This window comes from Gramella sp. KN1008 (assembly GCF_004332155.1).
GTDB lineage: Bacteria > Bacteroidota > Bacteroidia > Flavobacteriales > Flavobacteriaceae > Christiangramia.
In genome coordinates this window covers 150,526-167,463 of the sequence record NZ_SJDV01000002.1, presented here as the reverse complement: position 1 = coordinate 167,463, position 16,938 = coordinate 150,526, and the positions used below count along the sequence as shown (strand labels likewise).

Below are 16,938 nucleotides of genomic sequence, written 5' to 3'. Positions count from 1 at the left end.
TCATTTTCTATATTTGAGAAAACCTTTTTCCGAATATGCATTTTCAACATCCGGAATTACTTTACGCCCTGTTTCTGCTCATAATTCCGCTGATAGTTCACCTATTTCGGTTACGAAGATTCCAAAAAGAAGATTTTACAAACGTAAAATTCCTGAAAAAGGTCATCCAGGAAACCCGTAAAAGTTCCAGACTTAAGAAGTTCCTTATCCTCATCACCCGACTCCTTTTATTAACCTGCCTTATTTTAGCCTTTGCCCAACCCTTCATCCCGGCAAGCGATAAAGCTCTGGAGGATACCAAAACCCTTATTTATCTCGATAATTCTTTCAGCATGCAGGCGAAAAAGGGGCAGTCTTCTATTTTTCAGAATGCAGTAAATGGACTGCTTGAAAATATTGATGAGAGGGATGATTATTTTCTTTTTACTAATGATGCCGAATATTATAAACGTTCTGAATCTGAACTTCGGGCCGAATTACAAGAGCTGGATTTTACCGGAAAAAAAACAGATTTTAGGGAAATTCAGTTGAAAGCCGAAAATTATTTTAAGGATAATCCCGGAACCGAAAAGGAATTTGTCCTGATCTCAGACTTTCCCAATTCTCTGAATATTCCTGATGAAATTGAAAATAACGGGATTAATTATCATTTTATAAACCAGAGAACTGACGAAATAAGCAATATTAGTCTTGATTCCGCTTTCATAAGCAATTCGAATCCGGAAAATCTCTCTTTGAACATTAGTTTAAGCTCAAAAAATCCCGGTGGACCACCGGTTGCCGTTTCGATTTTTGATGGTGAACAGCTACTTGGCAGAAATACTATAGAGTTTGGAGAGAATAACGAAGCAGAAATCAGTTTTCGCCTGCAAAATGATCCAATTGATGACGGAAGGATAGAAATTGAAGATTCCGGTCTGGGTTATGATAACAACCTTTATTTCAATATTTCGAGCGGTCAGCCGGTTAAAGTCGTTATTATTTCAAATGGAGAAGATGAATTCCTAACCAAAATCTATTCGAAGCCCGAATTTGAAACGATCCTGTATCCTTCTTCCCAGATTGATTTCAATCAGCTTAATTCGGCCAACCTGATAGTTTTGAATGAAATTTCGCAGCTATCAAATACCCTCATTAGCAACCTGACAAATACACAGAAAAACGGTGCCACAATCCTGCTAATTCCGCCAGAAGAATCACGGGATTATAATCCTTTGCTTATAAATTTGGGATTCCCCAGCTTATCCGGAAAGATTGATTCACCCCGATTAATTACTCGTATCGAATATGATCATCCACTTCTGGAAGAAGTCTTTGAAGACAGAACAGAAAATTTTGAGTATCCCAAGGTAATGACTTCCTATAACCTGGAATCAGCAAGAGCTATTTTGAGGTATGAGGACTATCAGCCTTTTCTTGCTCAGTCAGGCTCTGCTTACCTCTTTACAGCCTCCCTGAATGATGTTAATTCAAATTTCAAGAATTCACCTCTCATAGTTCCTGTGCTCTACCAGATAGGGCTGCAATCATTAAAGAGGAACCAGCTTTACTATCAAACAGACCAGGAAAATAGGATAGATATCCCGGTAGAAGTTGGAAAGGATCAGGTACTACATCTCCAAAACCAGGAAACAGACCTTATACCCCAACAACAGAATTACAGTAACAAGGTGCAAATAAATACCTCTAGTCTGCCATTGGAAGCCGGCAACTATCAGATCACAAATGCGAATTCGGTTATAGGGAATTTAAGTTTTAATTACGGAAGGCAGGAAAGTGATCTCAATTTCATGGAGATTTCAGAGAAAAATGGCGTAAAAATGTATGAATCGGTATCAGATTATTTTTCTGAAGCAAATGCAGCCTCCCAAATCAATGTGCTTTGGAAATGGTTTGTTATTTTTGCTTTGATCTTTTTAGCTATAGAAATGCTACTTATAAAATTCCTCAAATGAAGCTACTTTTAAAATCGGTCACCATCCTGGATGAAAACTCTTCATATCATAACAAAAAACTTGATATTTTCATTGAAAATGGAATAATTAGGAAAATAGGTAAAAACCTTGATTCAAAATCAGATAAGGAAATACAGCTTAAGAACCTGCATGTATCCAGGGGTTGGTTTGACAGTAGTGTAAGTTTTGGAGAACCTGGTTATGAAGACAGGGAAACTATCTCGAATGGTCTTGATACCGCCGGAAAATCTGGTTTCTCTTCTGTTGCTCTTAACCCCTATACCCATCCCGTTCTGGATCATAGCGGAAGTATTGCTGCGGTAAAGAGCAAAGCTGCTTCGCACCCGGTTCACCTCTACCCTGTTGGTGCTCTAACAGTAAAAAGTGAAGGAATAGACCTTGCTGAATTACTCGATATGAAGATTGCCGGGGCTGTAAGTTTTGGAGATTACAAGTTACCTATGCACAACCCCAACCTCCTGAAGATCGCACTTCAATATGCGCAGAACTTTGACGCTCTTATCCAGAGTTTCCCGCAGGAGGAAAAAATTGCCGGTTCAGGGATCGTAAATGAAAATGTGAACAGCACTTTGCTGGGACTTAAAGGCATTCCTAATCTAGCCGAAGAACTACAGGTAGCGAGAGATCTGTATATACTTGAGTATACAGGTGGCAAGCTACATATCCCCACCATTTCAACCGCAAAATCGGTACAACTAATTAAAGAGGCCAAGAAAAAAGGACTCGATGTAAGCTGCAGTGTCGCGATCCACAACCTCATACTTCATGATGATGAATTACAGGAGTTTGATACCAGATCAAAAGTATTGCCTCCGTTAAGAACAAAACAGGATTCCAGGGCCCTTATCAAAGGTCTGAAAGATGGCACGATAGATATGGTTACCAGTGACCATAACCCTATTGATGTTGAACATAAAAAAGTAGAGTTCGATAATGCCTTATATGGCACTATTGGTCTGGAATCGGCCTTTGGAGCACTATGCACAATTTTTGATCCAACCCAGGCAATTAGTTATTTAACTCGGGGAAAAAATCGTTTTGGAATTGAAGAGTTTGAAATAAAAGAAGGTGAACCCGCCGACCTTAGTTTGTTTATTCCTGGCGAAAGCTTCCTCTTTTCTAAAGAGGATATTCTTTCCTCTTCTAAAAACAGTATATTTTTAAATAAGGAGTTAAACGGAAAAGCTTTTGGAGTCCTTACAGAAAAAGGCTTCATTAGCAATTAATATTTTATATCATGAATCCTTCAGGACAGGCAAAAACAACCGCGATTGTCGCCTATCTTACGATAATAGGCACTATTATTTCATATTTCATGAATATGGACACCAAAGATCCCTTTGCCAGTTTTCATATAAGACAGGCATTTGGAATTCACATCACATTTTATTTGATTGGTGCTTTAATGGGCCTTTTCGATGAAGGTTTCATAGTAGGCGCTTTTTACGTATTCTTCATAGTTCTATGGGGATACGGACTGGTGATGGCGATACAGGGAGAAGCAAAGGAGGTTCCTTTTCTTGGCCCTCTCTTTCAAAAATGGTTTAGTACGATTTCATAATGAACAAAGAATTTTCACTACAACACTTAGTTAGAAAACCAAAAAACGAATCTGAAAAAGCCCCGGTCCTCATCATGCTTCATGGTTATGGTAGCGATGAGAACGACCTTTTCTCTTTTGCTGAAGAACTGCCGGAAGAGCTTTTTATTATCTCTGCTAAAGCTCCATATTCCATGCAGCCTTTTGGTAATGCATGGTATGCCATACATTGGGATAACAACGACGGAAAGTTTAGTGATGATGCACAGGCCATCACCTCTCGCGATACGATCAGGGATTTTATAGATGAGATCATTGAAAATTATCCGGTAGATCCTGATAATATCAATTTACTGGGTTTTAGCCAGGGTAGTATTTTAAGTTATGCGGTAGCCCTCTCCTTTCCGGAAAAGATAAAGAATGTAGTGGCTTTAAGTGGCTATGTGAATCAGGGAATTCTAAGTAACGGATATGAATCTAATGATTTTTCCCGACTTAAATTCTATTGCTCCCATGGTTCCGCAGACCAGGTAATACCAGTAGAATGGGCTCGAAAAACCAAACCTTTTCTTGACAAATTGGGCATTGAGAATTCATATTCCGAATTTCCTGTAGGTCACGGAGTTGCTCCACAGAACTTCTTTGAATTCAGGGAATGGTTAAAAGCCCGAATCTAGTACATCGGGTAGAGAAAAGATTTTTCAGGGGTGAACTGTATATTTCCGTTTTCCCCAACCTGATAGGTTAGAAAAACCTCTCCCCAGTAAGTACCATCGGTGAAGTCGGCTATGATCCATTTATGATTAAGCACTTTGATCTTATTGATCCTCATGTCTCCTTCCATGCCGTCCTGGGGAACTAAAGGATTGTCTTTCCCTGCCTGATTCTGACTGATTATGGCATCTTCAATTTTCAAAATAAGGTCTTTAGTGTCGATTCCCTTATTATCAAAATAAGTGATGGCATCTTCATTATTTTCAAGGCCAAAATATTCTTCGTTTTCATCAGACTGGGAAAAATTCTCCAGTTCGGTTTTCGTTTCGGTAAGTTCGTTTTGAAGTCGGTCTATTTCTCCCTGTTTGGAATCAAGTATTCTTTTATCGTTCACATATATGAAAATAGTAAACAGAACTGAAAAAATAAACAGATACATTAGGATCTTATTTCGCATTCTATACGTTGATTTTTAAATTATCGTATGCAAGGTGAACATTTGGCGGTAACTCCTTCTCTACTTCATCATGAAAACCCAGCATATGGCTAATATGAGTAAGATAAGCTCTTTCCGGGTTTAACCTTTCAATGAATTTCAAAGCCTCATCCAGATTAAAATGGGAATGATGGGACTCTACACGAAGTGCACTTACCACCAGAACTTTAAGGTCGTTTAATTTTTCCACCTCTTCATCTTCAATTGATTTAATATCAGTGAGGTAAGCAAAATCTTCAAGCCTAAATCCAAATACCTGCAAGCGATTATGCATGAATTCCACCGGAGTTACGGTAAGACCATGAAAACTAAAGGTTTTGTTTTCGATGATATTTTCCTTTACCCCAGGAGCCCCGGGATATTTATTTTCAGTAGTAAAAATATAATCGAACCTTTTACGAAGGGCTTTTAATACCCGCTTATGCGCATAGACAGGAATATCACCCTGCCTGAAAAAGAAAGGCCGAATATCGTCTAGCCCGGCAGTATGGTCATTATGCTCATGAGTATAAAAAATAGCGTCCAGGCGCTTTACATTGTTCGCAAGCATTTGCTGCCTGAAATCTGGCCCGCAGTCTATAAGTATATTATAATTGTTCCAGGTAATAAGAACGGATACGCGAAGACGTTTATCTTTTGGATTGTCGCTAAGACATACCGGATGGTCGCTTCCTATAATGGGTATGCCCTGTGATGTTCCTGTTCCTAAAAATATTACTTGCAAAAGCCTGTTATTTTTCAAAACAAAAGTAAATATATTTTTTTGTATGCCTAGCGCTTTTAGTACTTTTGAAGTACACAAAGAACATTGTTTATTTAAAAGAAAAAATATGCCAATTACTATAATGGGCGACAAGGAATTTGAGAATGTTCCTTCAATAAACAGCAAAGCCCTGCGCATCAATTTGAACGAAAATATCTACGGGACATTTTCGGAAATTGGTGCAGGCCAGGAAACCGTAAGAAACTTTTTTCGGGCTGGTGGCGCCTCCGGTACCATTGCCAAAGCTATGAGCGCGTATGATAAGGACTTTAGTGATGCTATCTACGGTATGGAAGATGACAGGCGGTATGTGACCGAGGCAAGGCTAAAGAAAATGCTGCATCACGAAACCAATCTTATCGAGCAGCGTATTTCCAGGGAGAAACATCCAAATAAACTATTCTTTACCTATGCCAATACAGTGGCCACTATAGATTTCGCCAAAAAATATAAGGGGCACGGATGGGTTGGAATAAGATACCAGGTAGATCCCAAAGAAGATTATAACGAAATCATTCTGCATGTTCGTTTTCATGAAAACGATGCAAGACATCAGCAGAATACATTGGGAATACTGGGTGTAAACCTTATTTATGGTGCTTATTATAAGTATGATAATCCCAAAAAACTGCTCAGGTATCTTTATGACCATATAGATAAGGATCAGATAGAGATTGACACCATCAATTTCTCGGGGCCCAGGTTTGAAAAGGTTGATAACCGATTGATGAGCCTGCAACTGGTCAAAAATGGAATGACCGAAGCCGTAATGTTTGGTCCTGACGGAAACAACGTACTACCGGCCAAGATCCTTTATAAAAAGAATATCCTTGCTCTTCGCGGTAGCTTTAGACCCGTTACCAAAGTGAATATGGATATGTATGAACGCTCTAAAGAGCTCTTCTTTAAAGAAAGTAAGGTTTCCAGGGAGAATACAGAGATCATATTTGAAATTACGCTCTCTAACCTAAGGGCGGAAGGTGAGATAGATGAAAGGGACTTTATGGACAGAGCCGAGCTGCTTTGTTCCTTAGGCCAGACCGTAATGATCTCTAATTTCCAGGAGTACTACAGGGTGGTGGAATACTTCTCACGCTATTCAAAACAAAGAATGGGACTTACCATGGGGGTTCAGAACCTTGTGGATGTATTTGATGAGAAATATTATCGTCATTTGAGCGGCGGTATCCTGGAAGCCTTCGGTAAACTCTTCTTCAAAGATCTTAAGGTTTATCTATATCCCCTGAAAGATCCTGAAACAGGAGAGATCAATACCAGTGAAAACCTTAAAGTACATCCGCGGATGAAGGAGCTATATAAATTCTTCAAATACAACGGTCGTGTAGAAGATATTAAAGACTACAACCCGGATATTATGGATATTTATTCACGCGAAGTTCTGAAGATGATCAGCGAAGGTAAGGAAGGCTGGGAAGAAATGCTTCCGGAAAAGACCACCAAGATGATCAAGGAACAAAACCTTTTCCAATACAGAGAAAACAAGGAAAAGGCAAAAACCGAAGAGGTTTAATTATCTGATAAGGTATTATTATCGTAATAACAAAAAAAGCTGCTCACTGAGCAGCTTTTTTTATGTTGTTTTTGAATTGTTAATCGACTCTTTCGATTTTTGCACCAATAGCTTTTAAACGACCTTCAATATTCTCATATCCACGATCTATCTGCTCGATATTATGGATTGTTGAAGTTCCTTTGGCTGATAGTGCGGCGATAAGAAGGGAAATACCAGCCCTTATATCGGGTGAGGTCATAGTGGTAGCTTTCAGCTCTGATTTAAAATCATGGCCAATAACCGTAGCACGGTGCGGATCACAGAGAATGATCTTGGCCCCCATGTCAATAAGCTTATCTACGAAGAACAAACGGCTTTCAAACATCTTTTGATGTATCAGAACGCTTCCTCTCGCCTGTGTCGCAACCACCAGCATGATGCTTAACAGATCCGGTGTGAATCCGGGCCATGGAGCATCACTTATGTTCATTATAGAGCCGTCAATAAAGCTTTGAACTTCATATCCGTGGGTATGAGCCGGAATATACATGTCATCGCCTTTCCTTTCTATAGTAATCCCAAGTTTTCTGAAGGTAGTGGGAATAATGCCGAGCATATCCCATTTTACGTCTTTAATGGTAATTTCACTACGCGTCATTGCTGCCAGGCCTATCCAGGATCCAATTTCTATCATATCCGGAAGAATTCGGTGATCACAACCACCAAGTTTTTCTACTCCTTCTATGATAAGCAGGTTAGATCCTACTCCGCTGATCTTCGCCCCCATGGAATTCAGCATATTGCATAATTGCTGAAGATAAGGTTCGCAGGCCGCATTATAGATAGTGGTAGTTCCCTTGGCAAGAACAGCAGCCATAACGATATTAGCAGTTCCCGTTACCGAAGCTTCTTCAAGAAGCATAAAGTCACCGGTAAGGCCATTAGGAGCTTCAACTCCGTAAAACCTTTCTTCTTTGTTATATCTGAAATCTGCCCCAAGCTTCATGAAACCTTCAAAATGAGTATCCAGTCTTCTTCTTCCTATCTTGTCACCACCCGGTTTTGGTATAAATCCTTTCCCAAAACGTCCAAGCAACGGACCAACGATCATTATGGAACCCCTTAAACCACCGCCATCTACTTTGAACTGTTCGCTGCCTAAATAATCCATATCCAGTTCATCGCTCTGGAAACTGTAACTTCCCTTCCCGGTCTTTTCAACCTTTACCCCGAGATTGCCCAGTAAAGTAATGAGCTTATTTACATCAAGGATATCAGGAATGTTATGTATATTAACCTTCTCTTCTGTTAGCAATACGGCGCAGAGTATTTGCAGTGCCTCGTTTTTCGCTCCCTGAGGATGTATCTCCCCACTCAAACGATGCCCGCCTTCAATTCGAAATGTTCCCATTAAAGATTTTAAGTTTAGTGGCGTTTACGGCCTCCCTTGCGGCCAGATTTTTTTGTGTTCTTGGAGTATTTCTTCTTGCCTCCTCCCCTTATAAGGTCTGAAGCCTCACTAAGATCTTCATCAGCATTCTTAAGGTTTATCTTACCTCCACTTAGTTCTCTAAGATGTTCGAAGATAACACCGTCATCCACAGAATCCCTGTTCCAGTTCAGGTAAGACTTCTTCATATGGTTGGCTATGGTAAGAACAAGAGCTTCTTTAAGGTCCCCCTCTTCATAATCTTTGGCCTCATCTATCATCTTCTTGATATTATTTCCGTAGAAGCGATACTTTGGATTGTTTTCAGGATATTCCAGTCTGTCCGGCCTTTCTGCCAGCATTTCCTTTGTAGGTTTCGGAAATGGCGATTCAACATCCAGTTTAAAATCGCTTATAATGAATAACTGATCCCAAAGTTTATGCTGAAAATCGGGTACGTCACGCAGGTGGGGATTCATGTTACCCATAACCGAAATAATCGATCTGGCGACTTTATTTCTTTCCTTGTCATCCTCAATGCTTACGGCATGTTCCACCATTTTCTGAAGATGCCTTCCGTATTCGGGAATGATAAGTTTACTCCTTTCAGAGTTATATTCTAATGCGTTTGTCAAAATTGAAGTTTAATTAGGTAATTAATCTGAAGTTTACTCCTGCTGCAAATTAATAAATATTCTGTAGCAAGCATAACAAAATCTTTTCTTATTCCATTTTTAGAGGGCGATTACGCCTTCCACCTTCTCTGCCACTTCCCGGTATTTTCCAATCACTGCATCCGGATTCTTCATTCTCACATTTATGGAGATACTGGTATAGGTTCCTTTTTTGGACTGCTTTGTCCTTATAACAGCCCCCATATTATTAAAAATACCTTCTACCTTTTCTATCTTTTCTTCTTTAGTAGGCACAATGAACTTATATAGATATTCTGAAGGCCAAAGGGATGTATCCTGTAGCTGTTTCTTCAGTTTCGCGTAAAATTCTTCGGGATTATTCGATTCGCTCATAATTTTCTCCTTCTTTTTAAGACTGCAAAGATACAAGGAATGATAGCATTTTTATAATCAAATTCAAATGTCGAAATTTGCCGCGTGAAAACTAGAAAAATCGTAATTACCGGTGGGCCCGGTACGGGAAAATCTTCCATCATTCATAAACTGGAGGAAAAAGGTGAAAAATGCCTGCATGAGATCTCCAGACAGGTTACCCTGGAGGCCCAAAAAGAAGGTATAGACCAATTATTCCTGGAAAAGCCCCTTCTGTTCAGCCAAAAACTACTCGAGGGAAGACTGGACCAGTTCCTGGAAGCGAATAGATTTGATAAACAGCAGGTGTTCATAGACCGGGGTCTTCCGGATGTACTTGCTTATATGGAGTATTTCAGTACAGACTACCCCGCCCTCTTCCATACCACCTGTACAGAGTACCGGTACGACAAGATCTTTATACTGCCACCCTGGAAGGAGATCTATACCAGTGACAATGAACGTTATGAAAGCTATGAAGAAGCCTTAAAAATTTCGTCTTATCTTTATTCTACTTATAAAAAGTATGGTTACGATCCAATAGAGGTGCCAAAAATGACCATTACTGAACGTACTGAATTCATATTGAATAAGATCTAGACATATTTGCGAGAAGAGGCTTTAAAAATATTAGAGAAATACTGGGGGTTTAACGAGTTCAGGGCGCAGCAGCTAGAAGTCATCAAATCCATTCTGGAAGGAAAGGACAGCCTCACTCTTTTCCCCACGGGAGGAGGAAAATCTATTTGTTACCAGGTGCCCGCCATGATGCGGGAAGGGATATGTATAGTAATATCACCTCTTATCTCACTCATGGAAGACCAGGTTAACGCCTTGCAACAGAAGAATATTAAGGCAATGGCCATTACGGGTGGAATTTCTTATGATGACCTGGACCGAAATCTTGATAATTGCATTTTCGGCAATTATAAATTCCTTTATCTATCGCCAGAAAGACTTCAGCAGGATATCGTAAGGGAACGCCTCAAGCAAATGAATATCAATCTCCTTGCGGTTGATGAAGCTCATTGTATATCCCAGTGGGGTCATGATTTCAGACCTGCTTACCGTAATATTTCAGAGATCAGGGAACTATTGCCTGGAATCACCATGGCAGCATTTACAGCAACCGCCACAAAAGATGTGGTTAATGATATCTGCGAGCAACTTAAACTTCAGGAACCTGTTATTCATAAAAAGTCCTTCGAAAGGCCCAACCTTCAGTATGAAGTTATTAAGACAGAGGATAAATATTTCCGCTTAACTCAACTTCTCAAGGGAGATTCTGCCATTATATATGTAAGAAGCCGTAACGCGACACAGGAAATCTCCAGCTTTCTAAATAAAAACGGGATCACTGCCGCCGCTTATCATGGCGGACTAAGGAAAGAAGACAAAACACTAAGATTTAATGATTGGATTTCTAATAAAGTTAGTGTAATGGTTGCAACCACGGCTTTTGGCATGGGTATAGATAAGGCCGATGTTAGAACCGTGATCCATATCGATCTGCCTGAAAGTATGGAAAGCTATTTTCAGGAAGCCGGAAGGGCGGGAAGAGACGGAAAATCTGCGCGGGCCATCGTGCTTACCAATGCCGGGGACATCCCTGTCTTGAAGAACCAGTTTCTTAATAATCTTGCATCATTTGAAGATGTAAAACTTGTGTATCGAAAACTAAACGCGTTTTTTAGTATAGCTTACGGGGAAGGTGAAAATACGAGCCATGATTTCAATTTTTCAGGTTTCTGTCATCAATATCAGTTCAATGCGAATAAAGCCTACAACGCCCTGCAACTACTTGACAGATGCAGCGTTCTTAGGTTATCACAGAACTACCAGAAAAAAACAGAGATCATGATTCTGCTTTCAGGAAATCATCTGGATAATTACCTGGATGAAAATCCGCGCTACGCGAATCTTATGAGAACAATCCTCAGGAACTATGGTGGCGTCTTTGATAATATGGTAGCTTTTAATCTTGAATCGGTGGCCGAAAAATGCGGGATCCCTGAAGATGCAGCGCTAAAGATCCTGGAAGAACTGGCTCAAAAAGAAGTGATAGAGTTCAATATTTCAAAGTATGATGCGAGTATTAGCTTTCTGGTGCCTCGGGAAGACGCTTCCACATTAAACCCCTTGGCGAGCTTTATTTGGGACTATAATAAGGTAAAAAAACAAAAGATCGATGCCGTTCTTCAATTTGTAAATAATGATAAAATCTGCCGGCAGGTACAATTACTTGGATATTTCGGGGAAAAGAATCCAAAAACCTGCGGGAAATGTTCGGTGTGTAAAAAAGAAGACACCAATATGTCCAGAGATGATATGAACGAGATCTACCTTGCGATCCTGAGAATACTAAAGACAGGACCCAAGGATTCACGTGAGATCACTTCCCTACTACAATATAAAGAAGAGTCTATTCTTAAAGTTCTGGGATTATTAAACGAAAAGGAAATCGTGAGTCGCACTCCTAATAACAAATATAAAATCAACAAAAAATGAAAGACCTTAGAATAGTGTTCATGGGCACACCAGATTTTGCCGTAAACAGCCTCAAGGCGATCCTGGAAACAGGCTACCAGGTAGTAGGTGTGATAACGGCTCCCGACAGACCAGCTGGAAGGGGAAGAAAACTGAAGGAAAGTGCGGTGAAAGTATATGCGAAGTCTCAGGGGCTAAAGGTTTTACAGCCCACCAACCTGAAATCTGAGGAATTCCATAAAGAACTTAAAGACTTAGATCCTAATGTACAGGTAGTGGTAGCCTTCAGAATGCTCCCAAAGTCAGTTTGGGATCTACCGGAATATGGAACTTTTAATCTGCATGCCTCCCTGTTACCACAATACCGTGGTGCTGCTCCCATTAACTGGGCCATAATAAATGGAGAGACAAAGACAGGTGTCTCCACCTTTTTTCTTGATGAAAAGATAGATACAGGAGAAATTATATTTCAAAAAGAGTTGGAAATTAGTGAAACCGAAAACGTTGGTTCTCTTCATGACCGTTTGATGGAAACCGGAGCGGAGCTGGTCGTACAAACGCTAAATGCAATTGGCAGCGATGAAGTAATGAAAGAGCCCCAACCAATAGATTCTTCACTTAAATCGGCCCCTAAGCTTACGAGAGAAAACACCAAGATAGACTGGAATGCCCCGGTCGATGAAATATACAACCTGATAAGAGGTTTGGACCCCTATCCCGGAGCATGGTGCTTTATGGAGGATACTTCAGAGCAGGTACAGGTAAAGATATATGAAGTAGATAAGATAAAACAGGAACATCATCTGCCCAACGGGACTGTTATTGTAAACGACAAACAGATAAAAGTAGCTGCTTTGGACGGTCATATTATTATACATGAAATACAGTTACCCGGAAAAAGGAAAATGAGATCAAAAGAACTTTTGAACGGATTCAATTTCGCACCTGATGCAAAAATGCTCTAAAGCCTTATTAACACTGAATTTGTTGCATTTTAGTAAAAAACAATTATCTTTATTAACAAAACCACCAAGTTATTAACAAATACGGGCTTTTCCCTTGTCATTACTTGCGTGGACAAGAAATCCGTATAAATTTGTATACCAGTTTAACAGAATGTTTAACCAACAATTAATTTAAAATTCAAATTATGAACAAAACAGATTTAATTGATGCAATGGCTGAAAACGCTGGAATTTCTAAAGCAGCAGCAAAAAAAGCATTAGAGTCTTTCCTTGAAAACGTAGAGAAATCTCTAAAAAAAGGAGACAGAGTATCACTAGTTGGATTTGGATCATGGTCTGTATCTAAAAGAGCAGCTCGTGAAGGAAGAAACCCACAAACCGGAAAAACCATTAAAATTGCTGCTAAAAATGTAGTTAAGTTTAAAGCCGGAGCAGATCTTCAAAAAGCTGTAAACTAACAAATTGCATTAGTAAATTCTTAAAGCCTTCTAAACAGAAGGCTTTTTTTATGCAAAATATTGGGAAGAGTATTGCTTTATTACCAATAAATAAGTAGTTTAGATAAAAAGACTGCTAGAATGATCTCGCTAAAACCAACCAAGGGCCATCTTCTTGTTGCGGAACCATCAATCATTGGAGATGTGTCTTTCAATCGATCTGTAGTTCTTCTTGCCGACCATTCAGCAAATGGTTCGGTTGGTTTTATATTGAATAAAATCCTCGATTTCACCCTTAAAGATTTAATTCCTGAAATTAAAGGGAATTTTAAGATCTATAATGGAGGTCCTGTAGAACAGGACAATCTCTATTTTATACATAAGATTCCAGACCTTATCCCTGATAGTATCGAAATAGCCAACGGTATCTACTGGGGAGGAAACTTTGAAGTGGTAATGGATCTTATATCTAAAGACCTTATAGATGAGAAGCAGATTAAATTCTTCCTGGGATATTCAGGATGGGATGCTAATCAACTTGATGAAGAATTAAACTCTCACTCATGGATAATTACCCCGAATGACGATCAGACCGATCTTCTTGAAAAACCATACAATTCTTTCTGGAAAGATAAAATGCTCGAATTAGGCGGCGAATATGTTTTGTGGTCTAATTCTCCTGAGAATCCTACCTATAACTAGCCAAGCCTGGCCTGAATATTCAATTTGCTAAGGAGTGTCTTGGCTGCTTTGTTTTCAAATTGTTTTTTCCTGTATTTGCTTACCGGCTGAATCCCCACAGCGACATTTGTTATAAAAAGTTCATCTGCCTTCTGAAGTTCAAAAGGAGAAATAGAATCTTCTTTTAGACTATATTCAGAAGTCTTTTCGAGAATATTTATAAGCTGCTTCCTGATTATCCCATTTAAAGCCCCATCAGCTAATGGAGGTGTCTTAATTTCATTTCCTTTCACCAGGAAAATATTTCCGTTAAGGGCTTCCACCACACTTTTCTTTTCATTTAGCAAAAGACAGTTGGCATAGCCATTTTCCATGGAGAAAATACTACCCAGTACGTTAACCGCCCGGTTGTTGGACTTGATAGTAGAAAGTAAACCACTATTAACATAATGATCTTTGAAAAGTTCGATCTCATAGGGTTCTTCATTGAGAAGATAAAAAGCATTATCCATCGGCTCGGTTGTGATCACATAACCTATCTCCCGGGTTGCCGGGGTATAATAACCGCCGTGTAGGCGATAGACCGCAAATCTTATGCGCGCCGGAGAATCTGAAAGTCCATTTGCTTCAAGGATCTCTTTAATGTCTTTTTCGAGGAATTCAGGCGAAAAAGTGGAAGGTATTTCCATTCTCATAATCCTCATGGAAGCCATAAGCCTGAAGTAATGATCTTCCCAGAACATGAGCTTTCCGTTAACCGCTCTAATTGTTTCAAACACCGAATCACCATAGGCAAACCCACGATTTAAAACTGAAATTTTCGCTTCTTCTTCCTTTACTATTTTTCCGTTAAGATTAATCATAAAAAAACCCCGTTTTTAGAACGGGGCAAAGGTAATATTTATAATAAGAATTTTAAGCCGATCCAAGAATCTGTTTAAGATCACCTACCATATTTTCCCACAACATCTTCCCTTCATCTATCTCATCTTCTTCAGCAAAATCAGTAATCATTAGAGAAACATCTTTGGTGATATCGTCCACCTGGATGCGTAATTCGAAGAAGTAAGGAGTATCTTCATCGTCGACCCATTTGAATTTTATACGCTCGTCACTTTTTTTACTAACGAGCTTTGCTTTCTCTTCACTACCTTCCCAAATAAACGTAAAGAACTCACCCCGGGAATTCACATTATCGGCATACCATTCACTTAGACCTGAGGGGGTTGAAATATATTGGAACAATAATGAAGGAGAAGCTTGAATTGGAAACTCCATTTCGTATTTTATCTTTTCTTCCATTTCTGATTAATTAGTTTCGGGCAATATAGATATTAATTGGAAAGATTAAAAGAAATCAAAATAAATATTTTAGAAAATAAAGTTTGTGCCAAATTAAATTGTTTTTATATTTGCACCCGCATTAGCGAAATCCCGAAAAGCCCTTTATGATAAGGCCTCAGACGGATTTAAACATGTACGATTAGTTGTATGGCGAGGTAGCTCAGTTGGTTAGAGCGTCGGATTCATAACCCGGAGGTCCCGAGTTCAAATCTCGGTCTCGCTACAAAGAAAAATCCCTACTTTAGTGGGGATTTTTTTATGGCCGAATTTGTTACATATGTACTTTACTCTAAAAAGTTCGATAAGATCTATATCGGATACACTTCCTCTTTAATTCAACGATTTTCCTCTCATAATCACTTTGCTAAAAAAGGCTTCACAATAAAATATAGACCCTGGAAAGTAATTCTTGTAGAATTTAATAATACAAAAGCCGACTCTATTAAAAGAGAAAAGTTTCTAAAATCGGGACAAGGCAGATCATTCATCAGAAGAGAAATTTTACCTTTCTATAAATAAAAGTCGGATTCATATCCGCCAGAGGCGGACCCGAGTTCAAATCTCGGTCTCGCTACAAAGAAAAATCCCTACGTTAGTGGGGATTTTTTTATGGCCGAATTTGTTACATATGTACTCTACTCTAAAAAGTTCGATAAGATCTATATCGGATACACTTCCTCTTTAATTCAACGATTTTCCTCTCATAATCACTTTGCCAAAAAAGGCTTCACAATAAAATATAGACCCTGGAAAGTAATTCTTGTAGAATTTAATAATACAAAAGCCGACTCTATTAAAAGAGAAAAGTTTCTAAAATCGGGACAAGGCAGATCATTCATCAGAAGAGAAATTTTACCTTTCTATAAATAAAAGTCGGATTCATATCCGCCAGAGGCGGACCCCAGTTCAAATCTCGGTCTCGCTACAAGATAAATCCCTTCAGAATTGAAGGGATTTTTTTATTCCTGAAACTCTAAATTCCAGATCCAGTTTAGTGATAAAGGATTAGGCGTTTGATGATATTCCTCATATGCAAGCCAGGAAAGTTTTGTCATTTTTATTTTTCTTAAAAAACTCCAATGGGAAAACCAATTAAACGTCACGAAGCACTTCAGCCACTAAGCCGGGAACATCATTATGGATTACTTCTATGCTGGAAGATTCGACAGGGTTTTAAATTGAATATAGATCCCGACCGGATCAAGGCTTATGCAGACTGGTTCAAATTGAACTATCTTGATCCCCATTTTCAAGCTGAGGAAGAATATATATTCCCAATCCTGGGCAATAACCACGATCTGGTAAAACGTGCACTGGAAGAACACCGGCGCCTGGAAAATTTATTTGAACAGGGATCAGACCTTCACAAGCTATTAAAGAAGATAGAAAAAGAACTGGACCTTCATATCAAGTTCGAGGAAAGGGTTCTTTTCAATGAAATTCAGAAAACCGCTTCTTCAGAGCAACTTGAGGAAATTAAAAAACATCATGAAGACGGTAATTTTTGTGAAGATGACTGGAAAGATCAGTTCTGGCTTGCATAATGG

General features: G+C 39.2%; 20 protein-coding genes and 1 tRNA gene. 14 read left to right on the top strand and 7 right to left on the bottom strand.

The window, feature by feature from the left end; all coding sequences use genetic code 11:
• Positions 1 to 35 precede the first annotated feature (35 nt).
• The 4 genes from EZJ28_RS04015 to EZJ28_RS04000 are packed head-to-tail and all read left to right on the top strand — an operon-like array spanning position 36 to position 4,193.
• Complete coding sequence (locus EZJ28_RS04015) at positions 36 to 1,955, top strand: BatA and WFA domain-containing protein (RefSeq protein ID WP_131395188.1); 1,920 nt, start codon at positions 36 to 38, stop codon at positions 1,953 to 1,955.
• A complete protein-coding gene (locus EZJ28_RS04010) occupies positions 1,952 to 3,202 on the top strand; it encodes a dihydroorotase family protein (RefSeq protein ID WP_131395186.1) in 1,251 nt (416 codons plus the stop codon). The genes EZJ28_RS04015 and EZJ28_RS04010 overlap by 4 nt, the downstream gene beginning before the upstream one ends.
• An 11-nt stretch (positions 3,203 to 3,213) precedes the next feature.
• Positions 3,214 to 3,537: a hypothetical protein gene (locus tag EZJ28_RS04005; protein ID WP_131395184.1), complete on the top strand. Its 324-nt coding sequence runs from the start codon at positions 3,214 to 3,216 to the stop codon at positions 3,535 to 3,537.
• Positions 3,537 to 4,193, top strand: coding sequence for an alpha/beta hydrolase (locus EZJ28_RS04000; RefSeq protein WP_131395182.1), 657 nt, complete (start codon positions 3,537 to 3,539; stop codon positions 4,191 to 4,193). Before EZJ28_RS04005 ends, EZJ28_RS04000 begins: the two co-directional genes overlap by 1 nt.
• On the opposite strand, the gene EZJ28_RS03995 is transcribed toward EZJ28_RS04000, so the two are convergent.
• Positions 4,190 to 4,687: a hypothetical protein gene (locus EZJ28_RS03995; protein WP_131395180.1), complete on the bottom strand. Its 498-nt coding sequence runs from the start codon at positions 4,685 to 4,687 to the stop codon at positions 4,190 to 4,192. The genes EZJ28_RS04000 and EZJ28_RS03995 overlap by 4 nt on opposite strands.
• Position 4,688: 1 nt before the next feature.
• The gene (locus tag EZJ28_RS03990; protein ID WP_131395178.1) at positions 4,689 to 5,450 is read right to left on the bottom strand and encodes an MBL fold metallo-hydrolase; all 762 of its coding nucleotides are present in this window, start codon (positions 5,448 to 5,450) and stop codon (positions 4,689 to 4,691) included.
• A gap of 106 nt (positions 5,451 to 5,556) precedes the next feature.
• On the opposite strand from EZJ28_RS03990, the gene EZJ28_RS03985 reads away from it, so the two are divergent.
• Entirely contained in the window at positions 5,557 to 7,020 is a 1,464-nt protein-coding gene (locus EZJ28_RS03985) for a TonB-dependent receptor (RefSeq protein ID WP_131395176.1), read from the top strand.
• A gap of 79 nt (positions 7,021 to 7,099) precedes the next feature.
• On the opposite strand, the gene murA is transcribed toward EZJ28_RS03985, so the two are convergent.
• The 3 genes from murA to EZJ28_RS03970 form a co-directional block, all read right to left on the bottom strand.
• Complete coding sequence (murA, locus tag EZJ28_RS03980; RefSeq protein WP_131395174.1) at positions 7,100 to 8,413, bottom strand: UDP-N-acetylglucosamine 1-carboxyvinyltransferase; 1,314 nt, start codon at positions 8,411 to 8,413, stop codon at positions 7,100 to 7,102.
• Positions 8,414 to 8,427: 14 nt separating this feature from the next.
• Positions 8,428 to 9,066, bottom strand: coding sequence for a DUF4290 domain-containing protein (locus EZJ28_RS03975; RefSeq protein WP_131395172.1), 639 nt, complete (start codon positions 9,064 to 9,066; stop codon positions 8,428 to 8,430).
• A gap of 99 nt (positions 9,067 to 9,165) precedes the next feature.
• Positions 9,166 to 9,459 (bottom strand): DUF493 family protein, encoded by a 294-nt coding sequence (locus EZJ28_RS03970; RefSeq protein WP_131395170.1) that lies wholly within the window; start codon positions 9,457 to 9,459, stop codon positions 9,166 to 9,168.
• Positions 9,460 to 9,543: 84 nt separating this feature from the next.
• Between EZJ28_RS03970 and EZJ28_RS03965 the strand changes: the two genes are divergently transcribed.
• From EZJ28_RS03965 to EZJ28_RS03945, 5 genes are all read left to right on the top strand, one after another.
• A complete protein-coding gene (locus tag EZJ28_RS03965) occupies positions 9,544 to 10,077 on the top strand; it encodes an AAA family ATPase (protein ID WP_131395168.1) in 534 nt (177 codons plus the stop codon).
• Positions 10,078 to 10,083: 6 nt separating this feature from the next.
• Positions 10,084 to 11,985 (top strand): ATP-dependent DNA helicase RecQ, encoded by a 1,902-nt coding sequence (locus tag EZJ28_RS03960; RefSeq protein WP_131395166.1) that lies wholly within the window; start codon positions 10,084 to 10,086, stop codon positions 11,983 to 11,985.
• The gene (gene fmt / locus EZJ28_RS03955) at positions 11,982 to 12,929 is read left to right on the top strand and encodes a methionyl-tRNA formyltransferase (RefSeq protein ID WP_131395165.1); all 948 of its coding nucleotides are present in this window, start codon (positions 11,982 to 11,984) and stop codon (positions 12,927 to 12,929) included. The genes EZJ28_RS03960 and fmt overlap by 4 nt, the downstream gene beginning before the upstream one ends.
• A gap of 185 nt (positions 12,930 to 13,114) precedes the next feature.
• A complete protein-coding gene (locus EZJ28_RS03950; RefSeq protein ID WP_006990442.1) occupies positions 13,115 to 13,387 on the top strand; it encodes an HU family DNA-binding protein in 273 nt (90 codons plus the stop codon).
• A 120-nt stretch (positions 13,388 to 13,507) separates the two neighbouring features.
• Positions 13,508 to 14,068, top strand: coding sequence for a YqgE/AlgH family protein (locus EZJ28_RS03945; protein ID WP_131395163.1), 561 nt, complete (start codon positions 13,508 to 13,510; stop codon positions 14,066 to 14,068).
• Here EZJ28_RS03945 and EZJ28_RS03940 read toward each other — a convergent pair.
• Together EZJ28_RS03940 and EZJ28_RS03935 are read right to left on the bottom strand one after the other, a co-directional pair.
• Positions 14,065 to 14,910 (bottom strand): aminotransferase class IV, encoded by an 846-nt coding sequence (locus EZJ28_RS03940; protein ID WP_131395161.1) that lies wholly within the window; start codon positions 14,908 to 14,910, stop codon positions 14,065 to 14,067. The genes EZJ28_RS03945 and EZJ28_RS03940 overlap by 4 nt on opposite strands.
• Positions 14,911 to 14,962: 52 nt before the next feature.
• Complete coding sequence (locus EZJ28_RS03935) at positions 14,963 to 15,349, bottom strand: START-like domain-containing protein (protein WP_131395160.1); 387 nt, start codon at positions 15,347 to 15,349, stop codon at positions 14,963 to 14,965.
• A 191-nt stretch (positions 15,350 to 15,540) separates the two neighbouring features.
• On the opposite strand from EZJ28_RS03935, the gene EZJ28_RS03930 reads away from it, so the two are divergent.
• From EZJ28_RS03930 to EZJ28_RS03915, 4 genes are all read left to right on the top strand, one after another.
• Positions 15,541 to 15,614, top strand: a tRNA-Met gene (locus EZJ28_RS03930).
• A 35-nt stretch (positions 15,615 to 15,649) separates the two neighbouring features.
• Entirely contained in the window at positions 15,650 to 15,910 is a 261-nt protein-coding gene (locus EZJ28_RS03925; RefSeq protein ID WP_131395158.1) for a GIY-YIG nuclease family protein, read from the top strand.
• Positions 15,911 to 16,000: 90 nt separating this feature from the next.
• Complete coding sequence (locus EZJ28_RS03920) at positions 16,001 to 16,261, top strand: GIY-YIG nuclease family protein (protein ID WP_131395158.1); 261 nt, start codon at positions 16,001 to 16,003, stop codon at positions 16,259 to 16,261.
• A 209-nt stretch (positions 16,262 to 16,470) separates the two neighbouring features.
• Positions 16,471 to 16,935, top strand: coding sequence for a hemerythrin domain-containing protein (locus tag EZJ28_RS03915; RefSeq protein WP_131395156.1), 465 nt, complete (start codon positions 16,471 to 16,473; stop codon positions 16,933 to 16,935).
• Positions 16,936 to 16,938 lie beyond the last annotated feature (3 nt).

Excerpts from the sequence above, each read along its gene's own strand:
- EZJ28_RS04015 (WP_131395188.1), top strand. The coding sequence starts at position 36 with ATGCATTTTCAACATCCGGAATTACTTTACGCCCTGTTTCTGCTCATA.
- EZJ28_RS04010 (WP_131395186.1), top strand. The coding sequence starts at position 1,952 with ATGAAGCTACTTTTAAAATCGGTCACCATCCTGGATGAAAACTCTTCA.
- EZJ28_RS04005 (WP_131395184.1), top strand. The coding sequence starts at position 3,214 with ATGAATCCTTCAGGACAGGCAAAAACAACCGCGATTGTCGCCTATCTT.
- EZJ28_RS04000 (WP_131395182.1), top strand. The coding sequence starts at position 3,537 with ATGAACAAAGAATTTTCACTACAACACTTAGTTAGAAAACCAAAAAAC.
- EZJ28_RS03995 (WP_131395180.1), bottom strand. The coding sequence starts at position 4,687 with ATGCGAAATAAGATCCTAATGTATCTGTTTATTTTTTCAGTTCTGTTT.
- EZJ28_RS03985 (WP_131395176.1), top strand. The coding sequence starts at position 5,557 with ATGCCAATTACTATAATGGGCGACAAGGAATTTGAGAATGTTCCTTCA.
- murA (WP_131395174.1), bottom strand. The coding sequence starts at position 8,413 with ATGGGAACATTTCGAATTGAAGGCGGGCATCGTTTGAGTGGGGAGATA.
- EZJ28_RS03970 (WP_131395170.1), bottom strand. The coding sequence starts at position 9,459 with ATGAGCGAATCGAATAATCCCGAAGAATTTTACGCGAAACTGAAGAAA.
- fmt (WP_131395165.1), top strand. The coding sequence starts at position 11,982 with ATGAAAGACCTTAGAATAGTGTTCATGGGCACACCAGATTTTGCCGTA.
- EZJ28_RS03950 (WP_006990442.1), top strand. The coding sequence starts at position 13,115 with ATGAACAAAACAGATTTAATTGATGCAATGGCTGAAAACGCTGGAATT.
- EZJ28_RS03945 (WP_131395163.1), top strand. The coding sequence starts at position 13,508 with ATGATCTCGCTAAAACCAACCAAGGGCCATCTTCTTGTTGCGGAACCA.
- EZJ28_RS03940 (WP_131395161.1), bottom strand. The coding sequence starts at position 14,910 with ATGATTAATCTTAACGGAAAAATAGTAAAGGAAGAAGAAGCGAAAATT.
- EZJ28_RS03935 (WP_131395160.1), bottom strand. The coding sequence starts at position 15,349 with ATGGAAGAAAAGATAAAATACGAAATGGAGTTTCCAATTCAAGCTTCT.
- EZJ28_RS03925 (WP_131395158.1), top strand. The coding sequence starts at position 15,650 with ATGGCCGAATTTGTTACATATGTACTTTACTCTAAAAAGTTCGATAAG.
- EZJ28_RS03920 (WP_131395158.1), top strand. The coding sequence starts at position 16,001 with ATGGCCGAATTTGTTACATATGTACTCTACTCTAAAAAGTTCGATAAG.
- EZJ28_RS03915 (WP_131395156.1), top strand. The coding sequence starts at position 16,471 with ATGGGAAAACCAATTAAACGTCACGAAGCACTTCAGCCACTAAGCCGG.